General features: G+C 41.5%; 26 protein-coding genes. 10 read left to right on the forward strand and 16 right to left on the reverse strand.

The genetic code is table 11. From position 1 onward, the window contains the following. Positions 1–85 precede the first annotated feature (85 nt). The 3 genes from V7K36_RS11715 to V7K36_RS11725 all read right to left on the reverse strand — a co-directional run bounded on the left by V7K36_RS11715 (position 86) and on the right by V7K36_RS11725 (position 3,150). On the reverse strand, positions 86–1,333 hold the full coding sequence (locus V7K36_RS11715) for a bifunctional sterol desaturase/short chain dehydrogenase (RefSeq protein WP_335115858.1): 1,248 nt from the start codon (positions 1,331–1,333) through the stop codon (positions 86–88). Between the two features lie 159 nt (positions 1,334–1,492). Further along, the gene (locus tag V7K36_RS11720) at positions 1,493–2,437 is read right to left on the reverse strand and encodes a fatty acid desaturase family protein (protein WP_335115860.1); all 945 of its coding nucleotides are present in this window, start codon (positions 2,435–2,437) and stop codon (positions 1,493–1,495) included. 89 nt (positions 2,438–2,526) lie between these two features. Beyond that, a complete protein-coding gene (locus tag V7K36_RS11725; RefSeq protein WP_335115862.1) occupies positions 2,527–3,150 on the reverse strand; it encodes a Uma2 family endonuclease in 624 nt (207 codons plus the stop codon). Positions 3,151–3,368: 218 nt separating this feature from the next. Here V7K36_RS11725 and V7K36_RS11730 point away from each other — a divergent pair, with 218 nt between their 5' ends. Then, entirely contained in the window at positions 3,369–3,530 is a 162-nt protein-coding gene (locus tag V7K36_RS11730; protein WP_335115864.1) for a hypothetical protein, read from the forward strand. A 66-nt stretch (positions 3,531–3,596) separates the two neighbouring features. Here the strand turns inward: V7K36_RS11730 and V7K36_RS11735 are convergent, their stop codons facing one another. Continuing rightward, positions 3,597–3,974, reverse strand: coding sequence for a hypothetical protein (locus V7K36_RS11735; RefSeq protein WP_335115866.1), 378 nt, complete (start codon positions 3,972–3,974; stop codon positions 3,597–3,599). Between the two features lie 124 nt (positions 3,975–4,098). On the opposite strand from V7K36_RS11735, the gene V7K36_RS11740 reads away from it, so the two are divergent. Continuing rightward, positions 4,099–4,296 (forward strand): hypothetical protein, encoded by a 198-nt coding sequence (locus V7K36_RS11740; protein WP_335110800.1) that lies wholly within the window; start codon positions 4,099–4,101, stop codon positions 4,294–4,296. A gap of 247 nt (positions 4,297–4,543) precedes the next feature. Here V7K36_RS11740 and V7K36_RS11745 read toward each other — a convergent pair whose 3' ends face one another. From V7K36_RS11745 to aroF, 4 genes are all read right to left on the reverse strand, one after another. Beyond that, on the reverse strand, positions 4,544–5,470 hold the full coding sequence (locus V7K36_RS11745; protein WP_335115867.1) for an NADP-dependent oxidoreductase: 927 nt from the start codon (positions 5,468–5,470) through the stop codon (positions 4,544–4,546). Positions 5,471–5,487: 17 nt separating this feature from the next. Continuing rightward, positions 5,488–5,736, reverse strand: coding sequence for a hypothetical protein (locus V7K36_RS11750; RefSeq protein ID WP_335115869.1), 249 nt, complete (start codon positions 5,734–5,736; stop codon positions 5,488–5,490). Between the two features lie 215 nt (positions 5,737–5,951). Beyond that, on the reverse strand, positions 5,952–6,092 hold the full coding sequence (locus tag V7K36_RS11755; protein ID WP_335115871.1) for an efflux RND transporter permease subunit: 141 nt from the start codon (positions 6,090–6,092) through the stop codon (positions 5,952–5,954). A gap of 281 nt (positions 6,093–6,373) precedes the next feature. After that, entirely contained in the window at positions 6,374–7,246 is an 873-nt protein-coding gene (aroF, locus tag V7K36_RS11760) for a 3-deoxy-7-phosphoheptulonate synthase (protein ID WP_335115873.1), read from the reverse strand. Between the two features lie 1,069 nt (positions 7,247–8,315). On the opposite strand from aroF, the gene V7K36_RS11765 reads away from it, so the two are divergent. The 3 genes from V7K36_RS11765 to V7K36_RS11775 all read left to right on the forward strand — a co-directional run bounded on the left by V7K36_RS11765 (position 8,316) and on the right by V7K36_RS11775 (position 10,196). After that, a complete protein-coding gene (locus tag V7K36_RS11765) occupies positions 8,316–8,810 on the forward strand; it encodes a hypothetical protein (protein ID WP_335115875.1) in 495 nt (164 codons plus the stop codon). 94 nt (positions 8,811–8,904) lie between these two features. Next, positions 8,905–9,552 carry a pentapeptide repeat-containing protein gene (locus V7K36_RS11770; protein ID WP_335115877.1) on the forward strand — a complete coding sequence of 216 codons (648 nt, stop codon included), beginning with the start codon at positions 8,905–8,907 and terminating at the stop codon, positions 9,550–9,552. Between the two features lie 284 nt (positions 9,553–9,836). Beyond that, positions 9,837–10,196 (forward strand): cupin domain-containing protein, encoded by a 360-nt coding sequence (locus tag V7K36_RS11775; protein WP_335115879.1) that lies wholly within the window; start codon positions 9,837–9,839, stop codon positions 10,194–10,196. 68 nt (positions 10,197–10,264) lie between these two features. On the opposite strand, the gene V7K36_RS11780 is transcribed toward V7K36_RS11775, so the two are convergent. The 4 genes from V7K36_RS11780 to V7K36_RS11795 all read right to left on the reverse strand — a co-directional run bounded on the left by V7K36_RS11780 (position 10,265) and on the right by V7K36_RS11795 (position 14,401). Then, positions 10,265–10,804 carry a hypothetical protein gene (locus V7K36_RS11780; RefSeq protein WP_335115881.1) on the reverse strand — a complete coding sequence of 180 codons (540 nt, stop codon included), beginning with the start codon at positions 10,802–10,804 and terminating at the stop codon, positions 10,265–10,267. A gap of 83 nt (positions 10,805–10,887) precedes the next feature. Further along, positions 10,888–11,706, reverse strand: coding sequence for an inositol monophosphatase family protein (locus V7K36_RS11785; RefSeq protein WP_335115883.1), 819 nt, complete (start codon positions 11,704–11,706; stop codon positions 10,888–10,890). A gap of 70 nt (positions 11,707–11,776) precedes the next feature. After that, on the reverse strand, positions 11,777–13,210 hold the full coding sequence (locus V7K36_RS11790; RefSeq protein ID WP_335115885.1) for a BCD family MFS transporter: 1,434 nt from the start codon (positions 13,208–13,210) through the stop codon (positions 11,777–11,779). 528 nt (positions 13,211–13,738) lie between these two features. Further along, a complete protein-coding gene (locus V7K36_RS11795) occupies positions 13,739–14,401 on the reverse strand; it encodes a cadmium resistance transporter (protein WP_335115887.1) in 663 nt (220 codons plus the stop codon). A 264-nt stretch (positions 14,402–14,665) separates the two neighbouring features. Between V7K36_RS11795 and V7K36_RS11800 the strand changes: the two genes are divergently transcribed. Further along, positions 14,666–15,376 (forward strand): cadmium resistance transporter, encoded by a 711-nt coding sequence (locus V7K36_RS11800; protein ID WP_335115889.1) that lies wholly within the window; start codon positions 14,666–14,668, stop codon positions 15,374–15,376. Positions 15,377–15,785: 409 nt separating this feature from the next. Here the strand turns inward: V7K36_RS11800 and cysK are convergent, their stop codons facing one another. Next, positions 15,786–16,748, reverse strand: a complete 963-nt coding sequence (cysK, locus tag V7K36_RS11805; RefSeq protein WP_335115891.1) for a cysteine synthase A — start codon at positions 16,746–16,748, stop codon at positions 15,786–15,788. 18 nt (positions 16,749–16,766) lie between these two features. Further along, a complete protein-coding gene (locus V7K36_RS11810; RefSeq protein ID WP_335115893.1) occupies positions 16,767–17,237 on the reverse strand; it encodes an RrF2 family transcriptional regulator in 471 nt (156 codons plus the stop codon). Positions 17,238–17,463: 226 nt separating this feature from the next. Here V7K36_RS11810 and cysE point away from each other — a divergent pair, with 226 nt between their 5' ends. The 4 genes from cysE (at position 17,464) to V7K36_RS11830 (ending at position 21,342) form a co-directional block, all read left to right on the forward strand. Beyond that, positions 17,464–18,192, forward strand: coding sequence for a serine O-acetyltransferase (cysE, locus tag V7K36_RS11815; protein ID WP_335095898.1), 729 nt, complete (start codon positions 17,464–17,466; stop codon positions 18,190–18,192). A gap of 209 nt (positions 18,193–18,401) precedes the next feature. After that, positions 18,402–18,992: a Crp/Fnr family transcriptional regulator gene (locus V7K36_RS11820; RefSeq protein WP_335115895.1), complete on the forward strand. Its 591-nt coding sequence runs from the start codon at positions 18,402–18,404 to the stop codon at positions 18,990–18,992. A 314-nt stretch (positions 18,993–19,306) separates the two neighbouring features. Then, complete coding sequence (locus V7K36_RS11825; protein ID WP_335115898.1) at positions 19,307–19,672, forward strand: DOPA 4,5-dioxygenase family protein; 366 nt, start codon at positions 19,307–19,309, stop codon at positions 19,670–19,672. A 266-nt stretch (positions 19,673–19,938) separates the two neighbouring features. Then, positions 19,939–21,342 carry a hypothetical protein gene (locus V7K36_RS11830; protein ID WP_335115900.1) on the forward strand — a complete coding sequence of 468 codons (1,404 nt, stop codon included), beginning with the start codon at positions 19,939–19,941 and terminating at the stop codon, positions 21,340–21,342. 185 nt (positions 21,343–21,527) lie between these two features. On the opposite strand, the gene V7K36_RS11835 is transcribed toward V7K36_RS11830, so the two are convergent. Together V7K36_RS11835 and coaE are read right to left on the reverse strand one after the other, a co-directional pair. Continuing rightward, on the reverse strand, positions 21,528–21,833 hold the full coding sequence (locus V7K36_RS11835) for a hypothetical protein (RefSeq protein WP_335115902.1): 306 nt from the start codon (positions 21,831–21,833) through the stop codon (positions 21,528–21,530). A 335-nt stretch (positions 21,834–22,168) separates the two neighbouring features. Next, positions 22,169–22,786 carry a dephospho-CoA kinase gene (gene coaE / locus V7K36_RS11840; protein WP_335115904.1) on the reverse strand — a complete coding sequence of 206 codons (618 nt, stop codon included), beginning with the start codon at positions 22,784–22,786 and terminating at the stop codon, positions 22,169–22,171. Between the last annotated feature and the right edge of the window lie 14 nt (positions 22,787–22,800).

The raw sequence follows: 22,800 nt of genomic DNA on the forward strand, positions 1-22,800 counted from the left end.
CTGATGTTTTTCTACCATAATCTGATGTGCGATCGCTACGGCGGGCTACGCCTACGCTAGCCCCAAACCATTACCATAACGCATCTTATCTTTTCGCTGTTCGGCTAAAAACTCGATAGTATAGCCATGTACTAGTTTCCTTTAAGGGAAACAGCAGATAGGTAAGAGGATTTATTGTCACAATAATATTTCGGAAGTCTCGCCGTGCCCAAAATAAGATCCCACGAGCAACTTGCTGTGCAGACATCACTCCATAGGGATTCAATTGACTCTTAAATGGGCCAAGAATTAACTTGCGAATTACACAATCCCCGTCCAATCGCTTCAGGGTAACAATATCCCCTAGCGTTCGTTTGCTGAGTTCATAAAGCGGACTCAGCGCTGGAGACACCTCAGCCTCAGAAGTATTCACCCAGATTTCTTTAGTTGCTTTTGCTTGTGGCCCGGTTACAGTTGTCAAAAATATATCCATCAACCGCAATGCTGAAAAGGTATTCACCTCATAGGAGCAGTTGATAGCCTCCGGTGTGCGGCTGGTATAGACATTGACTGCGTGGTTGATAATTAAAATATCTACTTTCTCTAAACTATCCCTCAGACTGGCTTCATTGCCCAATTGCCAGGGAACCACTTTCACCCCAACTTCCTCTACTAATTTTTCTGGATTAGTAGTTAATGCCACAACTTTAGCATTATTTTTTACAAGTTCAGCCGCTAACGCTTGTCCCAGCGCTCCTGACGCTCCGGTTAAAGCGACGGTTTTACCCTTGAGAGATAGTCCTGTGCCAAGAATTTTATCCACCAAGGGAAAGACACCACTGTAGTAAGCGTTGACATCATCAAAATGATGCCGCCAATGGTAAGACCGATTCACCCACCAAATGGATGGAATTGTTTCTAAAGGTCCGGGTAGATGGTTGTAGTCTGTATCAATTTTTCCCTGGAAATACCGTATAGACGCGCCATATAAGAAGGTGCAAGCATAAGCTACTCCCAACCATAACCCCATTTGCTGGACAATTAAGGCAATGACTACCAATACTACCAGCAGTAGACTCGATTCTAAAATGTCGTGATAGAGTTGGGATTCTTGATAAACTTTCAGGGAAACTATTGATAAATCGCGGCGATAGGCCATGTGGTGCTTGTTGTGCCATTTAGCAAGCCAATTGACTTGGTGACACAAAGCATGGTAACTGTCTCTCAATATCTCAGCAAGTAAAAGTGAAATAAGTCCCCAACTAGCAAACTGTAAGCTGGCATTTAGCCAAACCCAATTAATTTGTAATCTTGTCTCAATTCCCATTAAGTTTTCAGCTAGCATTTTTATCATCTTTGTCTATACTCGTTTTTCTTAATCATTCTTCATGATCTAATAAAGGTGCGTTAAGGTCGAGTCTAGAGTAAATTAAAATCTAAGGAGTGGGGGATGGGGGACGTAAGGGAGACAAAGAGAATAACCAATGCCCAATGCCTAATGCCCAATGCCCAATTACGAATTAGTTATGATATGCCAGTTGACTTTCAGATAACCAGATTCAATGTGGGTAAGATGTTTGCTCAACTGCTGATGTGCTTTTGGTAGGGCGTGGAACGGAATTGATGCGTACAAATGATGCTCTGCATGAAATGGCATATTCCACATGAAAAATCGCACAGGCCAGAACGTTAGCGTTGTGCGCGTGTTTGTAAGCAGATTGGCATCGAGAGTGCAACCTGTATGTTCTGCTAGCAGAATAAACCGGAGAATCGGCTGACCGACAAACAGGGGTAGCAGCCAATAGAGGAAAAACCAAGGCTGACCAACTAAAATTGAAAGAGTGATCGCACCAGCATAAATACTTAATTGCCAACGTGTAGAACGAATAACTTCGGCTCGTGCTGCTTCTGGCACAAATGGAAAATCATCAAATTGACCAGTTGCAACCTGAAAATGCCCACGTATTTTACCCCACCACCACAGTAAACCGCTAATGATCAACAAGTATTTACCCAGGTTGCTCGGTTTGAGATCAGTTAGTTCCGGATCTTTGTCAGGAACGCGAGTGTAGCGATGATGCCACTTATGATAACGACGAAAAAACGTGCTGTTGTAAAATGAGAGCAAGCCGCAACACCAAGCTACAGCATCATTCAAGCGATTGTTAGCGAAAGCAGTTCTGTGAACACATTCATGCATCGGTGCAAACATCGAAGCCAGACTGAAGCCGTAGATTACCAGTGCTGGTATAGCCACCGACCAATTACCAAAATTTGTTGCCCACAAGTAGCCACTGCAAACCATAACAGTGAGATGAAAAGCCAGTTGAACTAGTCCTTTGCTGTTGGAGCGATCGTTTAGAAGACTTAACTCCTGTACACTGAGAACCTGACAGAGGTTTTGCTCGTTATCAGCTTTGCTATCCAATAATTCAGATTGAATAATTGCGTCAGACATAATTGAAATTCTAGATAGTGTTGCTGAAATTAAGTATAAATTTATTTCTTTGACAATCCAAAATTTAAAATCCAAAATCTAAAATGGTATTAGCTGACCACACCAGCGCGAAAAATTTGTTCTGCGGTTAAATTCAACTCTGGGAAAGTTGGTGATTGGATACGGTCATTACCTCGAAATTTATTAATTAGATACTCATCTTCCTCCAAACAGCAAACCAAGATAGTAGGTTGTTTTGGCTTGCCAATAAATTCCCTACCGCCCAATGCGGCATAGTCTACAATCCAGTATTCAGGAATTCCCATTTGTTCATAGTCAGCGTATTTTTTGTGGTAATCATCACGCCAATTAGTACTCACTACCTCTACTACTAAGGGAATAGATGCGGCAAGGCTTACAGTAGATGCTTTTTTCCATAGAAGTTCGTTTACTAAATTAGGCTGATTTAGTATCAGGACATCTGGTGAATAAGCTGATTCGTTTTCGAGTGGTTTGACGAATACTGTTTTTGGGATGAAATAAGGAAGATTTAAACGACTATATTCTAAAGTGATTTTTGTGGCTAAAAATCCAACGACCTCTTCATGATCGCCTGTTGGTTGTGCCATCTCAAGAATTACTCCATCATGCAGTTCATAACGTCGTTGTGGGTTGTCTGGGTATTGAGCAGCAAATTCATCGAATGTAACTAGTTTGCGTAAAGCTTGAGTCATGGCTTTATTCTTCAGGGAGGGAGAGCAGGGGAGGCAGAGGAAAAGAAAAAAGGTTTATTCTTCTAAGAATATTGCACCAGAGGTGGGGACACAAGGATGCGGAGAATATTTACAATCAGTAATTAATAAGACTCGTGAATAAGTCTTTAATACTCGCTGACGAGTTTTTGATACTCGTGAATGAGTCTTTGAACTCCGTTAACGAGTCTTTGATACTCATGAACGGAGTTTTTGTATGGAATATTCTAGTTCCTAAACTCTCAAGTGTCACACTACGGATTTTCGACGTTTGGAGACTGGGGATTTGCGATCGCACCAAGCACCCAACCCAGGCGATCGCAATCATGGTAAAATTAAGCAAAGTGAACTATCAAAAATAACTATAATACATAAAAAACTCCCCTCTGGAATGAAGGGAGTCAAAAGTTAGTGATTAAAAATTAGCTTTACTGGCTGAGTAATCCAATAGCCATTTCCAAGTGAATTTTAGCTTTGTGTAAGTTCAGCAGGTTCTCTTGGTCATACCTATCTGGGTAATTCATTCTTTTACCTTCCATTGTGATTTTGATTAGTGCTGCTTGCTCATCAGTGGGTGAATTCATCTCATATATCACTCCCTCAAAAAACTGGATAACGCTCAAACCGGGAGATTTTAATCCCTTTCCTTGTCTTAGCTGCTGTAATGCTATTTGGGGGAATACCAGCAAAGATGTGATGTAGGAAATTTTGTATCCGGGGTTTCCTGTTGGCTTGATACCGTATCGACGGCATAAGTCACGTAACTCTGGAACAGTTTTGATTTCAAGTTGCGATCGTGTAAACATGGAATTACCATTTCTCAAAAGTGGTATCGGTGGGTAACAAGTTTCCTAGGCTTACATACCCACGGATTAATCATTAAACACTTGCTTCCTTGTGTTTCAGAGATTATTTTCATATTTATATACAATGCCTAATCCCAAAGGGAACCCGAAGAGTTTAAAACCGTTTACCACAGATAGAGAAGAACCATTGACTGAAAAAATGAATATACGTATGACTAAGGAAATGAAGGAAGAGGTACAGCAACAAGAGAACCCTCCTGAGTTTTGCAGAGAAGCTATCCAAGAGAAGCTAGATAGAAATAAGGGTAAGAGTAATCCTTAATCAATTGGAAACCGCGGATTTGCGATAGACCTCTTGCATAAATCAAAAATAAAAACCCCACCCTGCCAAAGCTACGCTTTGTCTCCCCTGCCGAAGAGCGGGGAGGGTTGGGGGTGGGGTGTTAGGGATTTTTGCAAGAAGTCTATTCTTTAACCGGACACGATATAAGCGGCCAAGCCAGCCATCAAATTGACCACAAAATCGAAAACACTCCGATGTCTAGAGTGTTCGTTAGCTCCATAGAGGATTAAGTATTGATTTGCAGCACGATTTTGCCCCGGACATGACCGCCCTGACTCAATTCCTGAGCTTGACGGGCTTCAGACAAAGAAAACGTCTGAGCAACAATCGTCTTAACCTGCCCGGAATCGAGTAAACTAGCAATTTCCTCCAGCAGCGAGGCCGAGGGTTTCATATTCATCATCTCTGCACGGATACCTCGTTCTTGAGCTTTTTGAGCATTGGGGGGAGCGGCGGTTGAAACCAGAATGCCACCCGGCTTCACCACTGAATAAGAACGCGCTTGCGTGTCACCGCCTAACGTATCTAGAACTACATCAACATTCTCAACAACTTGTTCAAAGGGTGTGGCGTTGTAGTCAATCACTTGATCTGCACCCAGAGATTGAACAAATTCTGCATTCGCAGCTGAGGCAGTTCCAATAACGTGCGCTCCTTTCCATTTAGCAAATTGCACTGCGAACATGCCAACTCCGCCCGATGCAGCATGAATTAGCACGGTTTGACCTGGCTTGAGATCAGCATGATCAAACAGCCCTTGATAGGCAGTCATTGCTACCATCGGCACCGATGCCGCTTGCACAAAATCGAGCGTCTTAGGCTTGGGCGCGATCGCATCTTGTGGAGCCGTTGCCAACTGGGCATAAGCTCCCATTCTCAGTTCGCCATAAACTTCTTGACCGACTTGGAGCGCTTTGACATCCGCACCGATCGCTTCCACAATGCCTGCGACATCCATTCCAGGTGTAAATGGCAAAGGCATTGGAAAAATTTCTTTCATATAGCCTGCCCGAATTTTCCAATCGAGCGGATTGACTCCAGCAGCCTGAACTCGAATTAGTACTTCATTCGGTTGTGGTTCGGGTTGCGCGATCGCTTCTAGCGTCAGCACGTCTGACTCGCCATAGTTATGAACGCGGATTGCTTGCATCATATTACTCATCCAGATTGTTATAGTGTGTCAAAAATGATCCAATCCTGAATCCCTTGCGTTTTCAAAACGGTTTGAGCTTGTTGAAGTTCATCGTTCGTTCCCTCAAGGACTATCAAATACTGTCCTTGTGCTAACCGCTCGCTGTAAAGCTTGACTTGCTCATCTGGAATGTTCGTGCCGATCACGGCTTTGAGTAAGCCGCCTGCTACAGCTCCATAAAACGCTCCTGTCGCCAGTCCCACTGAGGCAGTTCTTGCTCCAGCCAAGACGATCGAGTTTAATGTCCTGGTTGAAAGTTTGCGATCGCAAGCCCAATTTATGCTTATGAATTGCTTTTCGAGGTCAGGAAATCAGCAAGCAAAAAACCTCCTTGGGTTTACTGATTACTGTTAGTTATATTAAAGCCAAATGCGGATCAAGGACGGCATCGGAGTGTACTTAACTTTATGGTCAAGCTTTTAGCTCGATTAGTGGCTTACACTTACCAAGCATAGGGGGTTTTGCCGTTTTGACGGGCAATAATCGCAAAGTCAACCATCATCATGCCGTTTTTCTTCAGAATGCCAACCAGCAGGATAATGCCCACGAAGGCATAAATATTCAAGTCAAGTTGAAACAGCAACAGGGTCAGCAGTAGCTTGCGGCATCGTTGAGTTGACCATTTGCTTGAATTGTAAAATTCTGCTGTTGCCCGTAAAGTGTCCCGGTAGGCAGATTTACATTTCCGTTGGCGATCGCAGTTTGTCCTTGTCCTTAAGCCAAATTGAAGAAGAATTCAGCTATTCTGAATTCAGGAGCGGAGCCGGAGACTCCGCTCCTGACTCCTGAATTCTGTTTGATAAATCTTTTGACTCAGAGATTTAAGCGATGCCTACGGCGGTAAACTACGCTCTCAACTGAAATTTAAGCAGCACAAAAAATCGGGGCAGGTGACAAACCCGCCCCGATGGCTTCTGATATACTGCGCCCAACGGCTATGGCTACAGGCTTTAAACTCTCAACTAAATGCACCATATCTTCTAAAGAAAGTGCTTGACGGGCATCAGAAACAGATTTTTCTGGTTCTGGGTGACATTCAATAATTAATCCATCTGCACCGCAAGCGATCGCCGCCCTAGCCAGAGGTGCCACCAGTTCCCGTTTCCCAACGGCATGGGAAGGATCTACAATCACAGGCAGATGAGTTATTTGTTTAAGTGCTGCCACTGCCCCTAAATCCAGGACATTACGGGTGTAATTATCGAAGCTGCGGATACCTCTTTCGCACAACACCACATCAGGATTACCGTGGCTGAGGATATATTCAGCAGCCATGACGAATTCTTCAATTGTCGCTGCTAAACCACGCTTGAGCAGTATTGGTTTACCAGCTTGTCCCAAAGCTTTCAGCAAGTCGAAGTTTTGCATATTGCGGCTACCAACTTGAAGCATATCAGCGTGGGCGGCGACTACTTCAATTTGGGAAATTGACATCACCTCGGTGACAACTGGCATATTGTAATGCGATCGCACCTTTGCCAAAATCTTCAATCCTGACTCTCCCATACCTTGAAACGCGTAGGGAGAAGTGCGGGGTTTGTAGACACCGCCACGTAACCCCTGAACGGATGCAGTAGATAGCTTTTGGGCGACTATCTCCATTTGTTCTAAGCTTTCAACGGTGCAGGGTCCACCAATAATTACCAGTTCTTCGCCCCCGAAAGCGACTTTTTCTGAAAGTTTAACGATTGTCTGGTGGTTCGGATGAGATTGTGCAGCAAGTTTGGCATTAATCATGGTTTTATTCTCCTAAAAAATTAAGTATTGGGCATTGGGCAATTCAATTTTGGATTTTGGATTTTAAATTTTGGATTAAATTTCAATCTAAAATCTAAAATCTAAAATTCTTCCTCCCCCACTCCCCGCTCGCAACAAAAAAGCCCGGAACCTTTGAGGAGTTCCGGGCGCGTTCTGATTCATTGGCATGACGCTATTTACCCGGAACTTACTCTAGGCCAAAAGTAAAAGCCATAAAACCAGCTACTGAAATAAGTCATGACCATGAAATTCTCCTTAAAAAAACAAAAACCGCAGAGTTGGCTCTGCGGTTCACCGGGCGGTTTCCGTTAGGAAACTCGATTCACCCCCAGTGAACCACCCTAAACCAAAAATAAAAGTAGGAATTTGTGTTAAGCATTTGCGGAGTTTTTGCTGGAAAACTTAAGAAATATACCGATATTATGTAATATAAACAGGAAGAGTAGGCGGTGTCAAGACCCCCACAAACGATAAAAAAGCGATAGACTCAGTACAACTGTGGGAGTCAAGACTAGTACTCTGTCAAGTTTAAATTGATGGTTAAGCAAGTTCGTAGTAAGCACTAAAGTCCTGACTACAAACTCTTCATTACTAGCTTGACAAAGTAGTAGTAACGCTTGGCCCAATTCAAAATCACGCCTTGTTCTGATTGTGTGGTGAAGTACTAGTTGGTTGTTTGCCTAGACGAAGAAAGTGGCTTGTCATTAGATATCACCATAGTTATATAAGTTAACAAATATTGTTGGGTCATGACTAATGGATAGTGTAAATCCTCAAAAATCAATTATGAAAAATCTAAAAATTCAAAATATGACCATTCTTTAATGAATAGAATACAGCTAACTCAAGGTAATTAGAGAAAACTGTAAGCGGTGACTTCCGTCCCTGAGAAGTTCAAAGAGCCAGCATTGAGAAGTTAAAATTATAATTCTCCTGACTTGTCACCTCACCTTGCGAAAGCTGATTGCAGACAATTGACGATCGCCATATATTATTCTTACCCAAATCTCATTGACCAGATCAACTTTTTAGGATCATCAGTTTCATTATGCCCAGTTCCAAAATCTTAGCCCAATCTTTCGACTATCATGGAGTTTACCCCTGCCCAGTCTGTCGGATCGGTAAGATTTATCATATGCCATTGATGGAAGCTATGGCTTGTAACTTTTGCCACGAGATTTTTACAGTCAACCTAGAATTAGAGCAAATCAAGATGCCTTCTAGGCAACCACCCTTAAGTTGGCGTTGGAATGGTTTTAGTTGGACAGAAGGCCAGTTGGAAGGTGTGGAATTAGGTTGGGGTTATGGACTAGCAGCAGCAGTTTTTATAATTCTTCCCACTACTCTAATTGGCATAGTAGCTTACTATTTTCCTGCTAATCTCAAGGAACCCATTACCTGGATGCCATATATTTGGACGATATTAACTTTCTTATCACATTTAGCAATTATTGTTTGGATTTTTATTGAAGTCTATCAAATTCCAGTTGGAGCATATTTGAGAGCGATCGCTCGATGGAGAAATGGGGAGATAGGAAGATAAGGCAGCAGTTCTTCAGCAGGGGAAGTGACAAAAGATCCAGCGAAAAGACGGCTCCATCACTGATAATTAAGTTGATTGTCCACCAAAATATCGTATGAGCGATCTGGAGCAGTACTATAGAGTTTTGGAATTAGAGCCTGGGGCAACACTTGAGGAAGTGAACCAGGCTTACAAAGATTTAGTTTTTGTTTGGCATCCCGATCGCATTCCCAAAGACAATCTCCGTTTACAGCAGAAAGCACAAGACAAGCTGAAAGCCATAAATGAAGCTCGTGAAAAATTGCGCTCTCTAAAAACCAAACATCAAACCACACTCAACTCACCGCCACCTCAAGAAGAAAAACCATCTCAAACAACCCAGCAATCACCAAAGCCAAGTTCAGACTTGAGTGGCAAAGACTATAGTCGGGCCAATTTGAGCAATAAAGACTTATCTGGCAGAAATCTGAGTTATGCCAATTTGAGTGGTGCTAATCTCAGCGATACTTTTATGCACAAAGTCAACCTCAGAGGTGCGAATTTATCTGAAGCAAATTTATTTCGGGCAAACCTACTTTTAGCGGATCTCAGGGAGGCGAATTTACGTGGTGCTAATTTGATTGGAGCCGATCTCAGTGGGACAGACTTGCGAGGAGCCGATTTGACGGGAGCGCGGATTCGCTCTGGCGATCGCCTTCTGGTTAAACTAATTGGTGCTAACTTAGCTGGGGCAATTATGCCTGATGGGGCAATTTTCCAATAACACAGAGTTAAACAGTGTTTGAGAAAGCAATATAACGCGATGTGCGACTTAATATTTCGCAAAATACTAAAACCTAGTCATAGTCAATATTCTGTCAATGAGTGTTTTGTCTTGATCTAAATCGCTGATCTTTAGAATGCTTGTGAAATAAGAGTTTTGTAAAAGTCGCACACAGCGTAATATAGCAGTTTTCGTTTGGATACAACAGATGATAGAGGCAGAGCATTGCTTATGGGCTTATACTTCTATAGTGAGATTCAAAACCTCAAACCAAAAATTGATTGATGCTAGTTCAAAAACTTCAAGACTGTCCAGAATTCATCGCCGGAGATAGCACCATCCTGCGAGAACTGCTACATCCAGATAAGCAACCTCTGTCACTGCGCTATAGTTTGGCTCATGCAACACTGCCAGCAGGAAAAACCTCTCAACCCCACTCGCTCGCTACCTCAGAAGTCTATTATATTCTCACTGGCACGGGAGAAATGCACATTGATGATCAAACCCAGATAGTTCAGCCGGGAGACGCTGTGTATATTCCTCCTAATACGCGTCAATTTATTTCTAACTCTGGCATCGAACCTCTGGTATTTATTTGTATTGTTGATCCAGCATGGCGTAAAGAAGATCAAACAGTTTATTAAAAACCACTTACAGTCATAGTCTCAAAGTAAGCGAAAAAAACTCAGCATTTTTCAACGATTACTCACTTTCAGGGGTCAATTTTGTTTAACCAAGTAACCAAGTCATCTGAGTCAAGTGCTATCTCGCTTCCTAATGTTTTGATATAAAGAAGTCTGTCGCTAATAATTAAATCTCTAATTGGATACCATGATTCTCGTTTTCTAATCAAAAGTTCCAACGGAATTCCTAGTCTCGAAGTATACTTGCGATATTTCCACCAAGCTCGCCATAGAAATACAGATTTAGTACAGTGCATCTCATAGCCTTTGGGAATTTCGCAGTATTGATACTGATAGAAACCCCGACTATCTACTTCTCCTTTGAGGAGATAACTAGATTGTGCTAATGCCTCATTTATCAATTCCCACTGGGATGATTTTGGAGAAATCAAGAATCCAGATATGGTGTTAGATAGTTGGGCGGTGGCAATTATGCCTTCAGATTTCGCTGTTAGTTGGTTGATACCATACACTGTTTGCGCTGTCAAAGAATGATTTGACAACAAAATTTCTTTTTTCTGGATAGAGTTTTGCACAAACTCTCGAATTAAATCTAGATTAGACAGCATAAAAATTATTTATACTATATTAAGCAGTATAATCGAAGCTACAATCCTGCTTAAATTATCAGAATGCTCGGATTATCCTAGCTTTATTTATAGTTCAGTTCTGTATAGTCATCCAGAAAAGGTTGAAATACCGGAACTAATTCTGGACGACTGACAACAAGGGTGGGAAAAGAGCGATCGCTATAATCTTCTCCTGATGATAACGGAAACGGTTCTGACTTGAGCGATCGCCAAACACCGCCAGCTGCTTGGACAATTACCCAAGCCCCCGCTAAGTCCCAAACTTTTGGTGTCGCCTCAATACCACCGAGAGTAGCCCCAGTGGCAACCATCAAAAAGTTATAGCTAGCCACACCCAACATCCGAATTTTGCAGGGAAAGCCGTTTTGGATCACTGCGGTGCTACGGGAACAGAGGTTAAAAAAGTGATTGTTGCTGGGATTATCAGCACTGGTGTGGATGGGGTGGTGATTGAGAAATGCTCCTGTTGGCGGTGTTAATCCAGATGAACCTGCCCAGAAACCATGAAAAGCTTGATTCAAGATTGGTGCGTAAACATAACCAAAGATGGGTGTACCTTTATACAATAAACCCAGAGATATTGTCCAGATGGGAATGCCGCGTGTGAAGTTGGTTGTACCGTCCAGAGGATCAATTACCCAGCACCACTCAGTACCGGGAAATGACTGATCGCTTTCTTCGCTCAAAATGCCGTAACCAGAGAAACTAGAAGCGATGGCATCCCGAATTTCCTGATCTGCCCATTTATCTGCTTGCGTCACCAAACTACCATCAGCTTTTTGGTCAGCCTGTACTTGCCCGAAATCTTGTATTAGCTGCTTGCCGACTCTGGTAGTGGTAGCTTGGGCAAAATCAAGAATTGTTGTCCAAAAATCATTCATTGGTTAATTCTCGCGCAAAGGCTTTTCTGAGCCAAGATTAGGTAGATTCGGGTTGAGTTAAGTTTCTAGTTTAATCTAAATCGCTTTCTAAAACCGAAGCGATCGCAAGCTTGGTATTTGTTTGAAATTCCGCTACATTCACCCGGTTGAGAAACCAAATCGACACGATCATTCCCACGGCTTCTAAAGCAAATACCAGTCCATAAGCTAAAACTAAATTGGGTAATAGCTTACGACCTAGATCCAATAAAGTACCACCTAAAACCACTGCCACGCCTCTAGAGACAGACTGCGCTAACCCCCAAGCCCCAATAAATGTACCTGCGGCTTCTGCGGCGGTGAGATCCAACATTAAGCTAACTGCTGCTGTAGTTAAGACACCAGTGGCTAAACCGAAGAAAATTAAACTTAGCTTCAGGAAAGCTGGATTAGCTGTGAAGCCTGATATCCCAAGTAATGCTGTACAAAATGCCACTAATATACAGCCTAGTCTTGCAGTTCTTTGCTTACCTAAACGTGGCACAATCAAAAAACCACTGACACCGTAGGCAATCAGTACACCTGTTCCATAAAAAACGTTGAGTTTAGTACTTTCAGCCAAAGGCATTTTAAATACCTGACCTGCGTAGGGTTCCAAAATTGGGTCTTGCATAAACAAGCAGAGAGTCATCACCAATAAAAAGGTGAAAAATATACCTGTTTGCGGACTAGCCGTCAAAATTTCCCAAGCCTTGCCCAGAGTAATGCTGTCTTCTCTGTTTACCATTGTGGAACGGCTTAAATATTGGGAGTATTTTTTTTCTACGCCCAATGTCGCTATGATCGCCAAACCAAATACAATTGCTGGAACGATGATAAACAACTTATTGATCGCCGCCTCCAAGGTTGCTGTTGTTGCTTCTGGCGTTAATTGTTTCAGCAAACTGGCACTAATAATCGCCCCAACAATAATCCCCACCATTAGCATCGACCAAACCACACCGACTACTTTGGAACGGTTATCTTCTTCAGATATATCCACCAACAAAGCAGCAAAGGCGGTACCGCTAGCAGAAATTCCTAGACCGTATATAGCGAATATCAGCGATAGAAGCGCTGTCCAGCCGATTGTTTGGGTTGTCCATGCCCAACCACCTGCACTACTTGCGGCATTATTAAGTTGCCACATTACTTGTACAGCTAAAAAGGCTGCGATCGCAAATATTGCCGCTCCCACCCAAACATAAGCTGTGCGGTGGTATCCCCATAACGGCTTGGCATCCGAAATCTGGCCGAACCAGACACGGGAAGGAGCAACAAATAAGGGTAGTGCTAGAACTACTGATACCAGCGTCGCCGGAATTGCTATTTCTTGAATCATGACTCTGTTGAGTACACCAAGAGTCAAAATGGACATCATGCTCAACCCCATTTGAAATAAACCCAGGCGAAACATGGTCAGCAGGTTTACTTTTGGCACAGATAGGGATTTTGTTTTGGTATCAAATACTTCACCGCTTGCCATAGCTACTTTTTCGTATAGTTTGTCGGATTTAATATCTCTCTTTAAATAAAGATAAACCCTACCCGCTCCAAATCAGCGAACCAAAAGTGGAAGTTGCGTTAGCGTAGCTCACCGTTAGCGTAGAGTCTCGTAGAGAAGGTATCGCAATTTGGCGGCAATGCACGGTCAACACCTCGATTAACATAGGCTTCAGCGCAGTTAGGATTAATCTTTAGGGCTTATATCAAGTTCGGATAACGAGAGAATTTTAGGATGAAGTAGTGAAACGAGATTCCATTTACGATCAAATTTTTAAGCGCTTTCCTGATAAGCGAGTATTGCATGACACATCTTTCATAAAAGTAAACAAAATTATTATATTGATGCTGATGCGAAAAACACGTTTTGGTTAAGAGTTGGTAAACAAAAAGTTTTTCTCTGAAGATCGAACACCAACAATTTTGTGCGTATTTCTATGACAAATTTTAGATTTCAGATTGGGGTTTTCATCGTTCAATCCCAAATCCAGCATTCAACATCCAACATTGATTAACTTCTCACCCAAGGTAGTAGAGTGAATGTACCTCGTTCATACATAATGAATAGACCCAAGCCAATTAATACAAAAGGTACGGCAGCTTGACCGTAGCGACTTAAAATATAAGCAATGGTAGGTTGACGGCTTAAAAAATAAGCGATCGCACACCAAACCCCTACCATGACAAAAAATATACTTAAAATTACTCCCAAGCTGGTAAGATCATGACCAGCGAATAACGGAATATATATACTAATATTGTCACCACCATTAGCGATCGTTACTGCTGCCACTTTATACGTTTGGGGGTGCAAAACACTCAAAATAAAAGACAATATGGGGTTAGTAGATGTGGACTGAGTAAAATCACTGCTGACTGTCTGAACTGTTGTAGTTTCTTCTTTTCTATATACTAATTGCTGAAGACCAATTGCTATTGGTATCAGTCCTAGCAATCCCATCCATTCTCGCTGGACGACCAAGCCACCAAAAAATCCTGGTAAGCTAGCGATGATAATGGCTGTAAAACCCAGATATTGACCGAGTAAGATATGCCGGGGGCGAAAATTAACATTTACCTGTGAAAAAAATATTAACAACATAATGATGTCATCTATGTTAGTGGCTATGAAGGCAATTATCCCTTCACTGAAGATTGTGCCTAGCTTACTCATGCTGGATTTTTAGAACCTACAATTTATCACCATACCAAATTAACTAATTCGTAATTCGTAATTATTGGATTTAAGTCGCCCTCAAAATTATATTTATTGGTGGTCTAGAAGAAAGTTGGCATCTAAATTACCAACTAATTCAATTAGGAATTATTTTAACCTTCTGGCATCACTAAACTTTAAAATGACAAAGTAATTACTTCAACAAGAAACAAAGTTTTAGTGATAAAAATACCCAGGAACTTTTCTTGTATAAAATAAGATATGAACGAGTTACTTACTGCAATTACTACAGGGGCAATTGCATTCATTGCCACTAATATTGATGATATTGTCATTCTATTATTATTTTTTTCTCAAATAAATGCTAACTTTCGCCCCCGGCATATAGTTGCTGGTCAGTTTCTAGGTTTTACGGTTTTATTAATCCTTAGTCTTCCTGGTTTATTTGGTGGATTAGTTTTATCAAAAAGCTGGATTGGATTACTTGGTTTACTACCAATGTCCATAGGTATCAGTAGCTTAGTGAATCGGGAAGAAGATTCATCAAAAGAAGTTATACCTACAACAGAAGAGGCTGAAGCATCAACAATTCTTAGTTTTTTTTCTCCCCAAGCTTATAGTGTGGCAGCCGTTACAATTGCCAATGGTAGCGATAATATTAGTGTCTACGTGCCTTTATTTGCTAGCAGCAACTTAGAGACTTTTTTGGTAATTATCGGAATATTTTATCTCTTGTTAGGAGTTTGGTGCTACGCTGCATACAAATTAACTAACAACAGAGTCATAGCTGATATATTGACTCGCTACGTTAATAATCTTGTGCCTTTTGTTCTGATAGGATTAGGCGCTTTTATTATATTAAAAAGTGAAGCTTTGAGCTTAATCAAGCTAGCTGCTAGTTGTTTCTGTTTGATGATTTTGGTGAAAAATAATGAAATTGCCGATGAAATTGGCGAAAATTCTAGTAAATAACAAAGCCAATTTTAGATTTTGATTGCCTACCTTTAACAAGGGGATTTTGCCCCTTGTTTCAACATCCTCTAAGAGGATGTTTGAAAAGTCGTAAAGTATACTAAAAACCCCGCTTCCATTCCTCTCCCCGAAAGGTCAAGAGGCTTTGAAACCCCCATTCCCTCATAGGGAAGGGGGGCTAGGGGGGTTAGGTTCCTGATGCTTTGATGTTACCAAAAATACTTTTCAAACATCCTCTAAGGGACTGCCAATTAAAAAATATCCAACCATATAGTCGTAGGGTGCGTTACGGCGTTAAGCCTAACGCACCGCCTAACAGATAATAGGTACGTTACACTGTCACGTTAACACACCCTACGCGATAATTTATTTTTTGTCAGTCCCTAAAATCTCAAATTGCTATGCGGAATCAAACTTTACTCAACCACTCATTCTCCTCTGGGTCTTTGAACAGTGAGGTACTGAGGTAGCGTTCGCCGGAGCTAGGCTGTATCATGACGATTAGGCGACCGGCATTTTCTGGCCGTTGTGCCACTTGAATAGCCGCATACAACGCCGCGCCAGTAGAAATCCCCGATAGCAATCCTTCTTCTTTTGCTAGGCGACGGCTGTAGGCGATCGCTTGCTCATCTGCTACCTGAATCACTTCATCTACCAGTTCTGGACGGTAAATTGCTGGGACAAATCCCGCGCCAATACCCTGAATTTTGTGAGGTCCTGATTTACCACCTGTTAATACCGGGCTGTTGCTTGGTTCAACTGCGATCGCTTGAAAACTCGGCTTCCGCCCTTTAATAACTTCTGCAACTCCGGTAATCGTCCCACCAGTACCGACTCCCGCCACGAGAATATCCACCTGTCCATCGGTATCATCCCAAATTTCTTCTGCTGTGGTTTCGGCGTGAACTTTCGGGTTAGCAGGGTTGCGGAACTGCTGCAACATATAAGCATTGGGCGTTTGAGCTAAAATCTGCTCTGCACGACCGATCGCTCCTCGCATCCCTTCTACCCCTGGCGTTAACTCTACTTGAGCGCCATAAGCTTTGAGCATTAATCGTCTTTCCTGGCTCATTGTGTCAGGCATCGTTAGAATAAGATCATAACCCTTAGCCGCCGCCACCATCGCCAGCGCAATTCCTGTGTTCCCAGAAGTCGGCTCTACTAAAACAGTTTTTCCGGGGTGAATCAAGCCTGCTTCTTCGGCCGCTTCTACCATACTCGCACCAATCCGGTCTTTTACAGAAGATGCTGGGTTCATGCTTTCTAGCTTCACCACAATCTGAGCAACCGCTCCCGAAGCTTGGGGAATCTTGTTTAATTGAACTAAAGGAGTTCGTCCGATTAACTCTGTGATCTCTTTCGCTATCCGCATATCAGTACTCCTTGGTGACTAAATATAATACATCGGACTTTGCTGTGCGCGAGTTTCCCTTTCCTGGCACAAGTCTTGGAGCGTATAGCGACCCAAGACTTCAATTGAGGCAGCGTTAGCTTGCTCCCAAACTTCATAAACCAGAGTCTTTTCCAAAGTGCAAGAGTCAGAAGTATCTTTCTCTTTCCGCTCGCCTTCGACCAAAGTAACAATTTCAAGTATTGTAATCTGCCAAGGTTCACGAACTAAAACGAAACCACCTTTAGAGCCGCGTTGACTTTGCACTACACCAGCACGCCGGAGGTTGGTCAAAATTTGTTCCAGGTAGCGCTCAGGTATAGGTTGCTTGGCGGTAATCTCGCTCATGGTCAGGGGAACTTTTTTTCCGTAGTGGCTTGCCAGTTCTAAGAGTGCTAGCAGTGCGTATTCCACTTTGGAAGACAGATCCAAAAGAACGTAGTTTTGGCTATTCAAGACTGTAATCAACATACTACGGTGAATTGGGGTATTGATCGCGGTTTATGAGAAATTAATTTTTCTCAAAGTGTTGGATGTCATAGCATCCCATTTACTACCCACAAAAACACTATATCCCATCGATTTACCGTAGATTATTATTTTAGACAATTCCCATGAATGACTTAATGTTTTTGTGGAAATTATCCTGAGTTTCTGTTTTCAGAGCCTCACGTACCAACAAAAATCCTAACAGAGTATGCTACTAACTGATTTGCGAACCATTTTTGAGCGTGACCCAGCAGCCCGTAACTGGCTAGAAGTATTGTTCTGTTACCCTGGACTTCATGCCCTAGTGTTTCATCGATTGGCACACTGGCTGCATAAAATGGGGATTCCCTTTATACCTCGATTTATCTCTCATATTAGTCGGTTTTTAACCGGAATTGAAATCCATCCTGGGGCATTAATTGGTCAGGGAGTGTTTATTGACCACGGGATGGGAGTAGTGATTGGTGAGACAGCGATCGTGGGTGATTATGCTCTAATTTATCAAGGTGTCACCCTTGGCGGGACGGGGAAAGAAAGCGGCAAACGCCATCCAACTTTAGGCTCTCATGTAGTTGTGGGAACGGGTGCGAAGGTTTTAGGAAATATTCAAATTGGCGATCGCGTCCGTATTGGAGCCGGTTCTGTGGTGCTGCGAGATGTACCCAGTAACACCACTGTAGTCGGGATTCCAGGGCGCGTGACTCGTCAGAACAACTCGGTTACAAATGTTCTGGATCATGATAAAGTACGCGACGTAGAAGCTGAAGTAATCCGCGCTTTATTTGAACGCGTCAAGGCTCTAGAGAAACAGTTCGAGCAGTTGGAAGATCAATCAAGTTTGTCCCCAACTGAGCTTGGCGACGAACCAACCGACAAACCTAAGAGCGAAAATTCTGATGGGATGATTGAAGATTTTCTTGATGGTGCGGGAATTTAGAGAATGGGGCATGGGGCATTGGGCATTGGGCATGGGGCATGGGGCATGGGGGAAATAATAACTCCTAACTCCTAACTCCTGTACAGACGCGATTAATCGCGTCTGAACTCCCCACTCTCCTCTCCCCTCTTTAAAATACCCATAGGTTCTTAGAACCTGATATAAATATAATACTACGGTTAATTTATCGGAGAATAGTCTTATATAGTATGGTGTCTTTGTACACAAGCTTATCTACCTCAAGTAGTAATAATACTAAGCAAATTTTTGCCCGTAGGTCATTTCTGCCAGAGCATAAAAATAGACTTTGGAAGATTGAAACGGGTTTTGTTAGGACTTTTACCTATCTGGAAGATGGTACAACCGTCGCTCTGGGATTGTGGGGTCCGGGAGATGTCGTTGGCAAGGCTTTGTCAAAATTAGAACCTTATCAAATGGAATGCCTAACTAAAGTAGAAGCGACAGTTTTACCTTTAGAGGAGTGGACTCAACTAACAGAAATTCTACTTGCCCATATCCAACAGTCTCAAGAATTGATGATCATTCGTAGTCATAAAAAAGTCGATACTATGCTCATCAAGCTATTGGCATGGTTATCCAAAAAATTTGGTTCGGAAGTTGAAAAGGGACGTTTAATAGATATGCGTTTGACTCATGAAGACCTGGCGGAAATGCTCGGTTCAACTCGTGTCACTATCACTCGTGTTCTTGGGCAGTTTGAGCAAGAAGGCTTGATTAATCGTCTCTCCCTGCATCGAATTGTGTTGCGAGAAGAAGAAATTTGGTGCTACGAAATTTAGATTATTTCAGCAAAAGGAGCGATCGCTTCGCTGTCACGTCGCTTTTCTACGAGACGCTGCAAGTAGCTTGCTTAGAGAAGGGGTACGCTCCGAATTCAAAATTCACAATCGCCTTGATTCTGAATTTTAGCTTCTGAATTATTCTTCAAAAATTATTTGGCTAGCGATCTTTATAAACACTAGACAAATCCAGCCAAATCGGTAGGGCCAGTTTTTATAAATAACTCAGGCTAGAGTAGAGTTGCTTTGTTCTTTTGAGTGAGAAAGAAAAAGTCTGCTATCTAAAATTAGAGTTGAGAGCGAAAAGTGGATTTATGAAAGAAGATATTATCGAGATCACTGGTTTTCACGCTCATGTTTACTTCGATACCGCAAGTCGGGATGTAGCTGCGCGTGTACGTGAAGGATTGCGTGCGAGGTTTGACGTGCAACTCGGACGCTGGTTTGACAAGCCCATCGGGCCTCATCCACAAGGGATGTATCAAGTTGCTTTCTTACCAAATCAGTTTGATAAAGTCGTTCCTTGGTTAATGCTCAATCGTGAGGGATTGGATATTCTCGTCCACCCTGAGACAGGCGATGCTGTGGCAGACCACGCGGTTCATTCCCTATGGTTAGGAAAAAAGCTAGATTTGAATATTGAGTTTCTTCGACAGTTTAGCTCGACTTTATCCAATTAAAGCAAGTAAATAAGTTGGCACAATAAAACCAAACTGTGTGAATAAAAGTAAACAAGGCTCAAACCCTTTTTTCCCCTGCTTCCTGCCTTATCCCAACGATAATTATTTACGCTAACCTACTTAGCTCACTTTATGAAGCTCTTTACTTAAACCCTTTAATTTCAGATAACTATTTATTAATGTGAGCTTTGCTAATAGAAATCAGGAATTACTTTAACAGAAAGGTTATGCTGTTGGTCAGCATTCTCATAAAAAGAAACTTTTCCATGAAAAATACCTCTGTGAAGGAAATAAGTGCAGGCATTTCCCGATTTGGCAACCCTAATTTCAGAGTCACAAAGAAACAAATTTTATTTAGTACCCTCATCCTATGCCTTGGTTTACTGGGACTGAGTGGTTTCTGGTTTAAATCCAGATATAAATTTGATAATCAGATGAGTGTAAAACTACAAGAATTATCTAATGTCGATTATCCAGCAAATCCCGCGCCTTTAGGCAAAAATTTTCAAAGATATTCTAATAGGAAACTAACAATTATTAAGAGAGATAATACACATTTCGATTTTGTGCTTGAGCCAACAGACAAAAAAACAGCACAAATAGTTATAAAAAATGTTGATTTAGAGCTATTAGTTCCTAAAGCACCCGAATGGGTTAAAAAAGATCAAGGTTTAGAAATAATCGCTTTGACAGACCGCGAGTGGAACAGACAACAGGTTAGTTTTCCTGCTAATTCAAAAAATATAGAAATTGTTGGAGGAGACGGTTTTGAAAAGCAAAACCTTGTAGAGGTCGCTTTGGCTAATAATTGCTTAAATGCAGGATATTGGGAGGTTTTACTTTTCACTAAAGAGGATGGTAATAAATCCCTTTATTATCAAAGTTGGTTTACCTTCCCGATGGGACATTACAAAAATATTTTTGAAAATATTAATAATATTTCTTATTGGCAGCATTGGTGGAGATTAGAACACTGGCAAGATCCAAGTGGCACAATAGTAAAGACTAGTCTTCTGAGAAACGTAATTGATGAAAAAGAAGTTGCTGCTCAGTTTCCCCTTGATGAAAAGATAATTGTATCGGCAGAGCAAAGTCGAAAAGTTAGAACTACGCTAGCGACCAATATCACAAAATGGAGAGATTTTTACGACGCTAACAATGAAGTTAAATTTGCAAGTTTTCGAGCACCAGGATTTTACGCTCAAAATAAGCCTTGGGGAAATCAATACTGGAGAATAGGCAAATTTGACAAAGCCATTTTAAGGAACATTAAACCGATTGGTGTTGAAACCAATTTACAGGAAATTGAGTTAGTATTCACAGATATTAAGACTAGTGAACAAAATAGATTATTCATTAGTGGGATTAATCTGAAAACGCTTCCTCAGTTGCCTGTAGAAGAGTATCCTAAAGGCTTATATATGCCGATGGGAATTGGGATACCTCCTTTTTATCAAAGCTACGATGAATTAACGAAAAATCATCCAGATGTCAGCCCCTACTTTAGTTTTTTACTAGATTCACAGGAGCGTTGGATAGATCATCACCACTTAGCAGTTGATGGTTCAGTGATGCACCTTGATAAAGATAACCCAAATCTCTTGCATCTTTACTTGCTATCCTACGAAAGGAATACTTTAATAGCTCATTTTTTGATCAACTTAAAATAGATACAGCAGATTGCAACTTGGTGAGGTACAGGTTATCTTAAGGGCACAGCACTGCTGTGCCCCTACCTGTGTACTTCATTTACCTGAAACCCCTTAATCCCCTCCCCGCCGGCGGGGTGGGGTGCAATGACTGTGTGAATCATAACTAATTATGCGGACATGATATAACTGGTTGATTTTAATATTTACTCAACAAGTACTTGCTTAAGTAAAGCCATCCACATATCAGATGGATCGGAGTAGTAATCAATTTCTTCAACTTGATATTGATAAGATTCACTGCCTTCTCGTAAAATAATGCGATCGCCGGGTTTGATGCCTTTCCCGATCCCAGTCATGTACCCGATCGTTCCTTCATTGAGACGCTCAAATACATAGTCATTTCCCAAAACTTTTTGGCTGTAATCGTGTATTTTATGCTTCTTTTTTAATTCGGTTGGTGGAGAGCTAACCAGAGCTACTTTATTTAAAAAACTAAAACTTAAATTCATACCTATTCTGACTTAAGAGAAGGCACTTAACAAAAATTTCAAAATCGAACTAATAATTGAAAAGTCAGTTTTGTTAAGACATAATTCTGAGATATTAATGTTTGTTTTATACTAAATTTTATTAAAAGAGAATTATTGCTCAAGAAAATTAGATTTTTTTCAGCTTAACAACTTTACTATTCACTTAAATTTACAGTACTATTAGCCGCAGCTTCAACTGTAAAATCACCGAATTATTGAACAATATTTGGTTAGATAGGAGGATTTTTCGCTTAATTAGATAATATTATTATATAAATCTTTTATGTCTTAAGAATGTCGTCTAGGTATATTTTTTAAGATAAATAGGAGCTATTCCCTACTTCTGGTTTTAGAGCTACATCTACCTGCTCTAGCAATACTTCTAGGGTGGAGGAGTTATCTAAAATGACATCTGCATGAGCCACTTTTTCTTCAATAGATAATTGGTTTTGGCTGTTGATCCTAGCTTGTGCTTGTTCTCTATTTAAATGGTTTCGTTGTATCAATCTTTGTAGTTGTTGCTCTTGGGAACAACGCACTACCCAGATTTCTGTAACCAAATCAGTCATTCCGGCTTCAAATAATAGAGGCACTACTAACACCAGTATTTGTGAGTTAGATTGGGCAATTGCTTTCAGGAAGCGATCGCGCACATCAGGATGAATCAAATTCTCTATCCAGTTGCGTTCATCTTGACGATTAAAGATAATTTCGCCTAGCTTTTGGCGATTGAGGCTACCATTTGGTAGTAAAATTTGTTCGCCGTAACGTTGAGCGATCGCACCCAGAATAGGCGAACCTAAAGATACTGCCTCTCTAGCATAAATATCTGCATCCAAAATCGGCAGATTATAAGCACTAGCTAAATAATTGGTGACAGTGGTTTTGCCTGTGGCAATACCTCCGGTTAAGCCGATTATGCGTTTAGTCATTTGTCATTTGTCAT

The sequence above is a fragment of the Nostoc sp. genome (assembly GCF_036919555.1).
In the GTDB taxonomy this organism is placed as follows: Bacteria; Cyanobacteriota; Cyanobacteriia; order Cyanobacteriales; family Nostocaceae; genus Nostoc.

Coding starts and splice junctions, on each gene's coding strand:
- V7K36_RS11715 (WP_335115858.1), bottom strand. CDS start 1,333: ATGATAAAAATGCTAGCTGAAAACTTAATGGGAATTGAGACAAGATTA.
- V7K36_RS11720 (WP_335115860.1), bottom strand. CDS start 2,437: ATGTCTGACGCAATTATTCAATCTGAATTATTGGATAGCAAAGCTGAT.
- V7K36_RS11725 (WP_335115862.1), bottom strand. CDS start 3,150: ATGACTCAAGCTTTACGCAAACTAGTTACATTCGATGAATTTGCTGCT.
- V7K36_RS11730 (WP_335115864.1), top strand. CDS start 3,369: ATGAACGGAGTTTTTGTATGGAATATTCTAGTTCCTAAACTCTCAAGT.
- V7K36_RS11735 (WP_335115866.1), bottom strand. CDS start 3,974: ATGTTTACACGATCGCAACTTGAAATCAAAACTGTTCCAGAGTTACGT.
- V7K36_RS11740 (WP_335110800.1), top strand. CDS start 4,099: ATGCCTAATCCCAAAGGGAACCCGAAGAGTTTAAAACCGTTTACCACA.
- V7K36_RS11745 (WP_335115867.1), bottom strand. CDS start 5,470: ATGATGCAAGCAATCCGCGTTCATAACTATGGCGAGTCAGACGTGCTG.
- aroF (WP_335115873.1), bottom strand. CDS start 7,246: ATGATTAATGCCAAACTTGCTGCACAATCTCATCCGAACCACCAGACA.
- V7K36_RS11765 (WP_335115875.1), top strand. CDS start 8,316: ATGCCCAGTTCCAAAATCTTAGCCCAATCTTTCGACTATCATGGAGTT.
- V7K36_RS11770 (WP_335115877.1), top strand. CDS start 8,905: ATGAGCGATCTGGAGCAGTACTATAGAGTTTTGGAATTAGAGCCTGGG.
- V7K36_RS11775 (WP_335115879.1), top strand. CDS start 9,837: ATGCTAGTTCAAAAACTTCAAGACTGTCCAGAATTCATCGCCGGAGAT.
- V7K36_RS11780 (WP_335115881.1), bottom strand. CDS start 10,804: ATGCTGTCTAATCTAGATTTAATTCGAGAGTTTGTGCAAAACTCTATC.
- V7K36_RS11785 (WP_335115883.1), bottom strand. CDS start 11,706: ATGAATGATTTTTGGACAACAATTCTTGATTTTGCCCAAGCTACCACT.
- V7K36_RS11790 (WP_335115885.1), bottom strand. CDS start 13,210: ATGGCAAGCGGTGAAGTATTTGATACCAAAACAAAATCCCTATCTGTG.
- V7K36_RS11795 (WP_335115887.1), bottom strand. CDS start 14,401: ATGAGTAAGCTAGGCACAATCTTCAGTGAAGGGATAATTGCCTTCATA.
- V7K36_RS11800 (WP_335115889.1), top strand. CDS start 14,666: ATGAACGAGTTACTTACTGCAATTACTACAGGGGCAATTGCATTCATT.
- cysK (WP_335115891.1), bottom strand. CDS start 16,748: ATGCGGATAGCGAAAGAGATCACAGAGTTAATCGGACGAACTCCTTTA.
- V7K36_RS11810 (WP_335115893.1), bottom strand. CDS start 17,237: ATGTTGATTACAGTCTTGAATAGCCAAAACTACGTTCTTTTGGATCTG.
- cysE (WP_335095898.1), top strand. CDS start 17,464: ATGCTACTAACTGATTTGCGAACCATTTTTGAGCGTGACCCAGCAGCC.
- V7K36_RS11820 (WP_335115895.1), top strand. CDS start 18,402: ATGGTGTCTTTGTACACAAGCTTATCTACCTCAAGTAGTAATAATACT.
- V7K36_RS11825 (WP_335115898.1), top strand. CDS start 19,307: ATGAAAGAAGATATTATCGAGATCACTGGTTTTCACGCTCATGTTTAC.
- V7K36_RS11830 (WP_335115900.1), top strand. CDS start 19,939: ATGAAAAATACCTCTGTGAAGGAAATAAGTGCAGGCATTTCCCGATTT.
- V7K36_RS11835 (WP_335115902.1), bottom strand. CDS start 21,833: ATGAATTTAAGTTTTAGTTTTTTAAATAAAGTAGCTCTGGTTAGCTCT.
- coaE (WP_335115904.1), bottom strand. CDS start 22,786: ATGACTAAACGCATAATCGGCTTAACCGGAGGTATTGCCACAGGCAAA.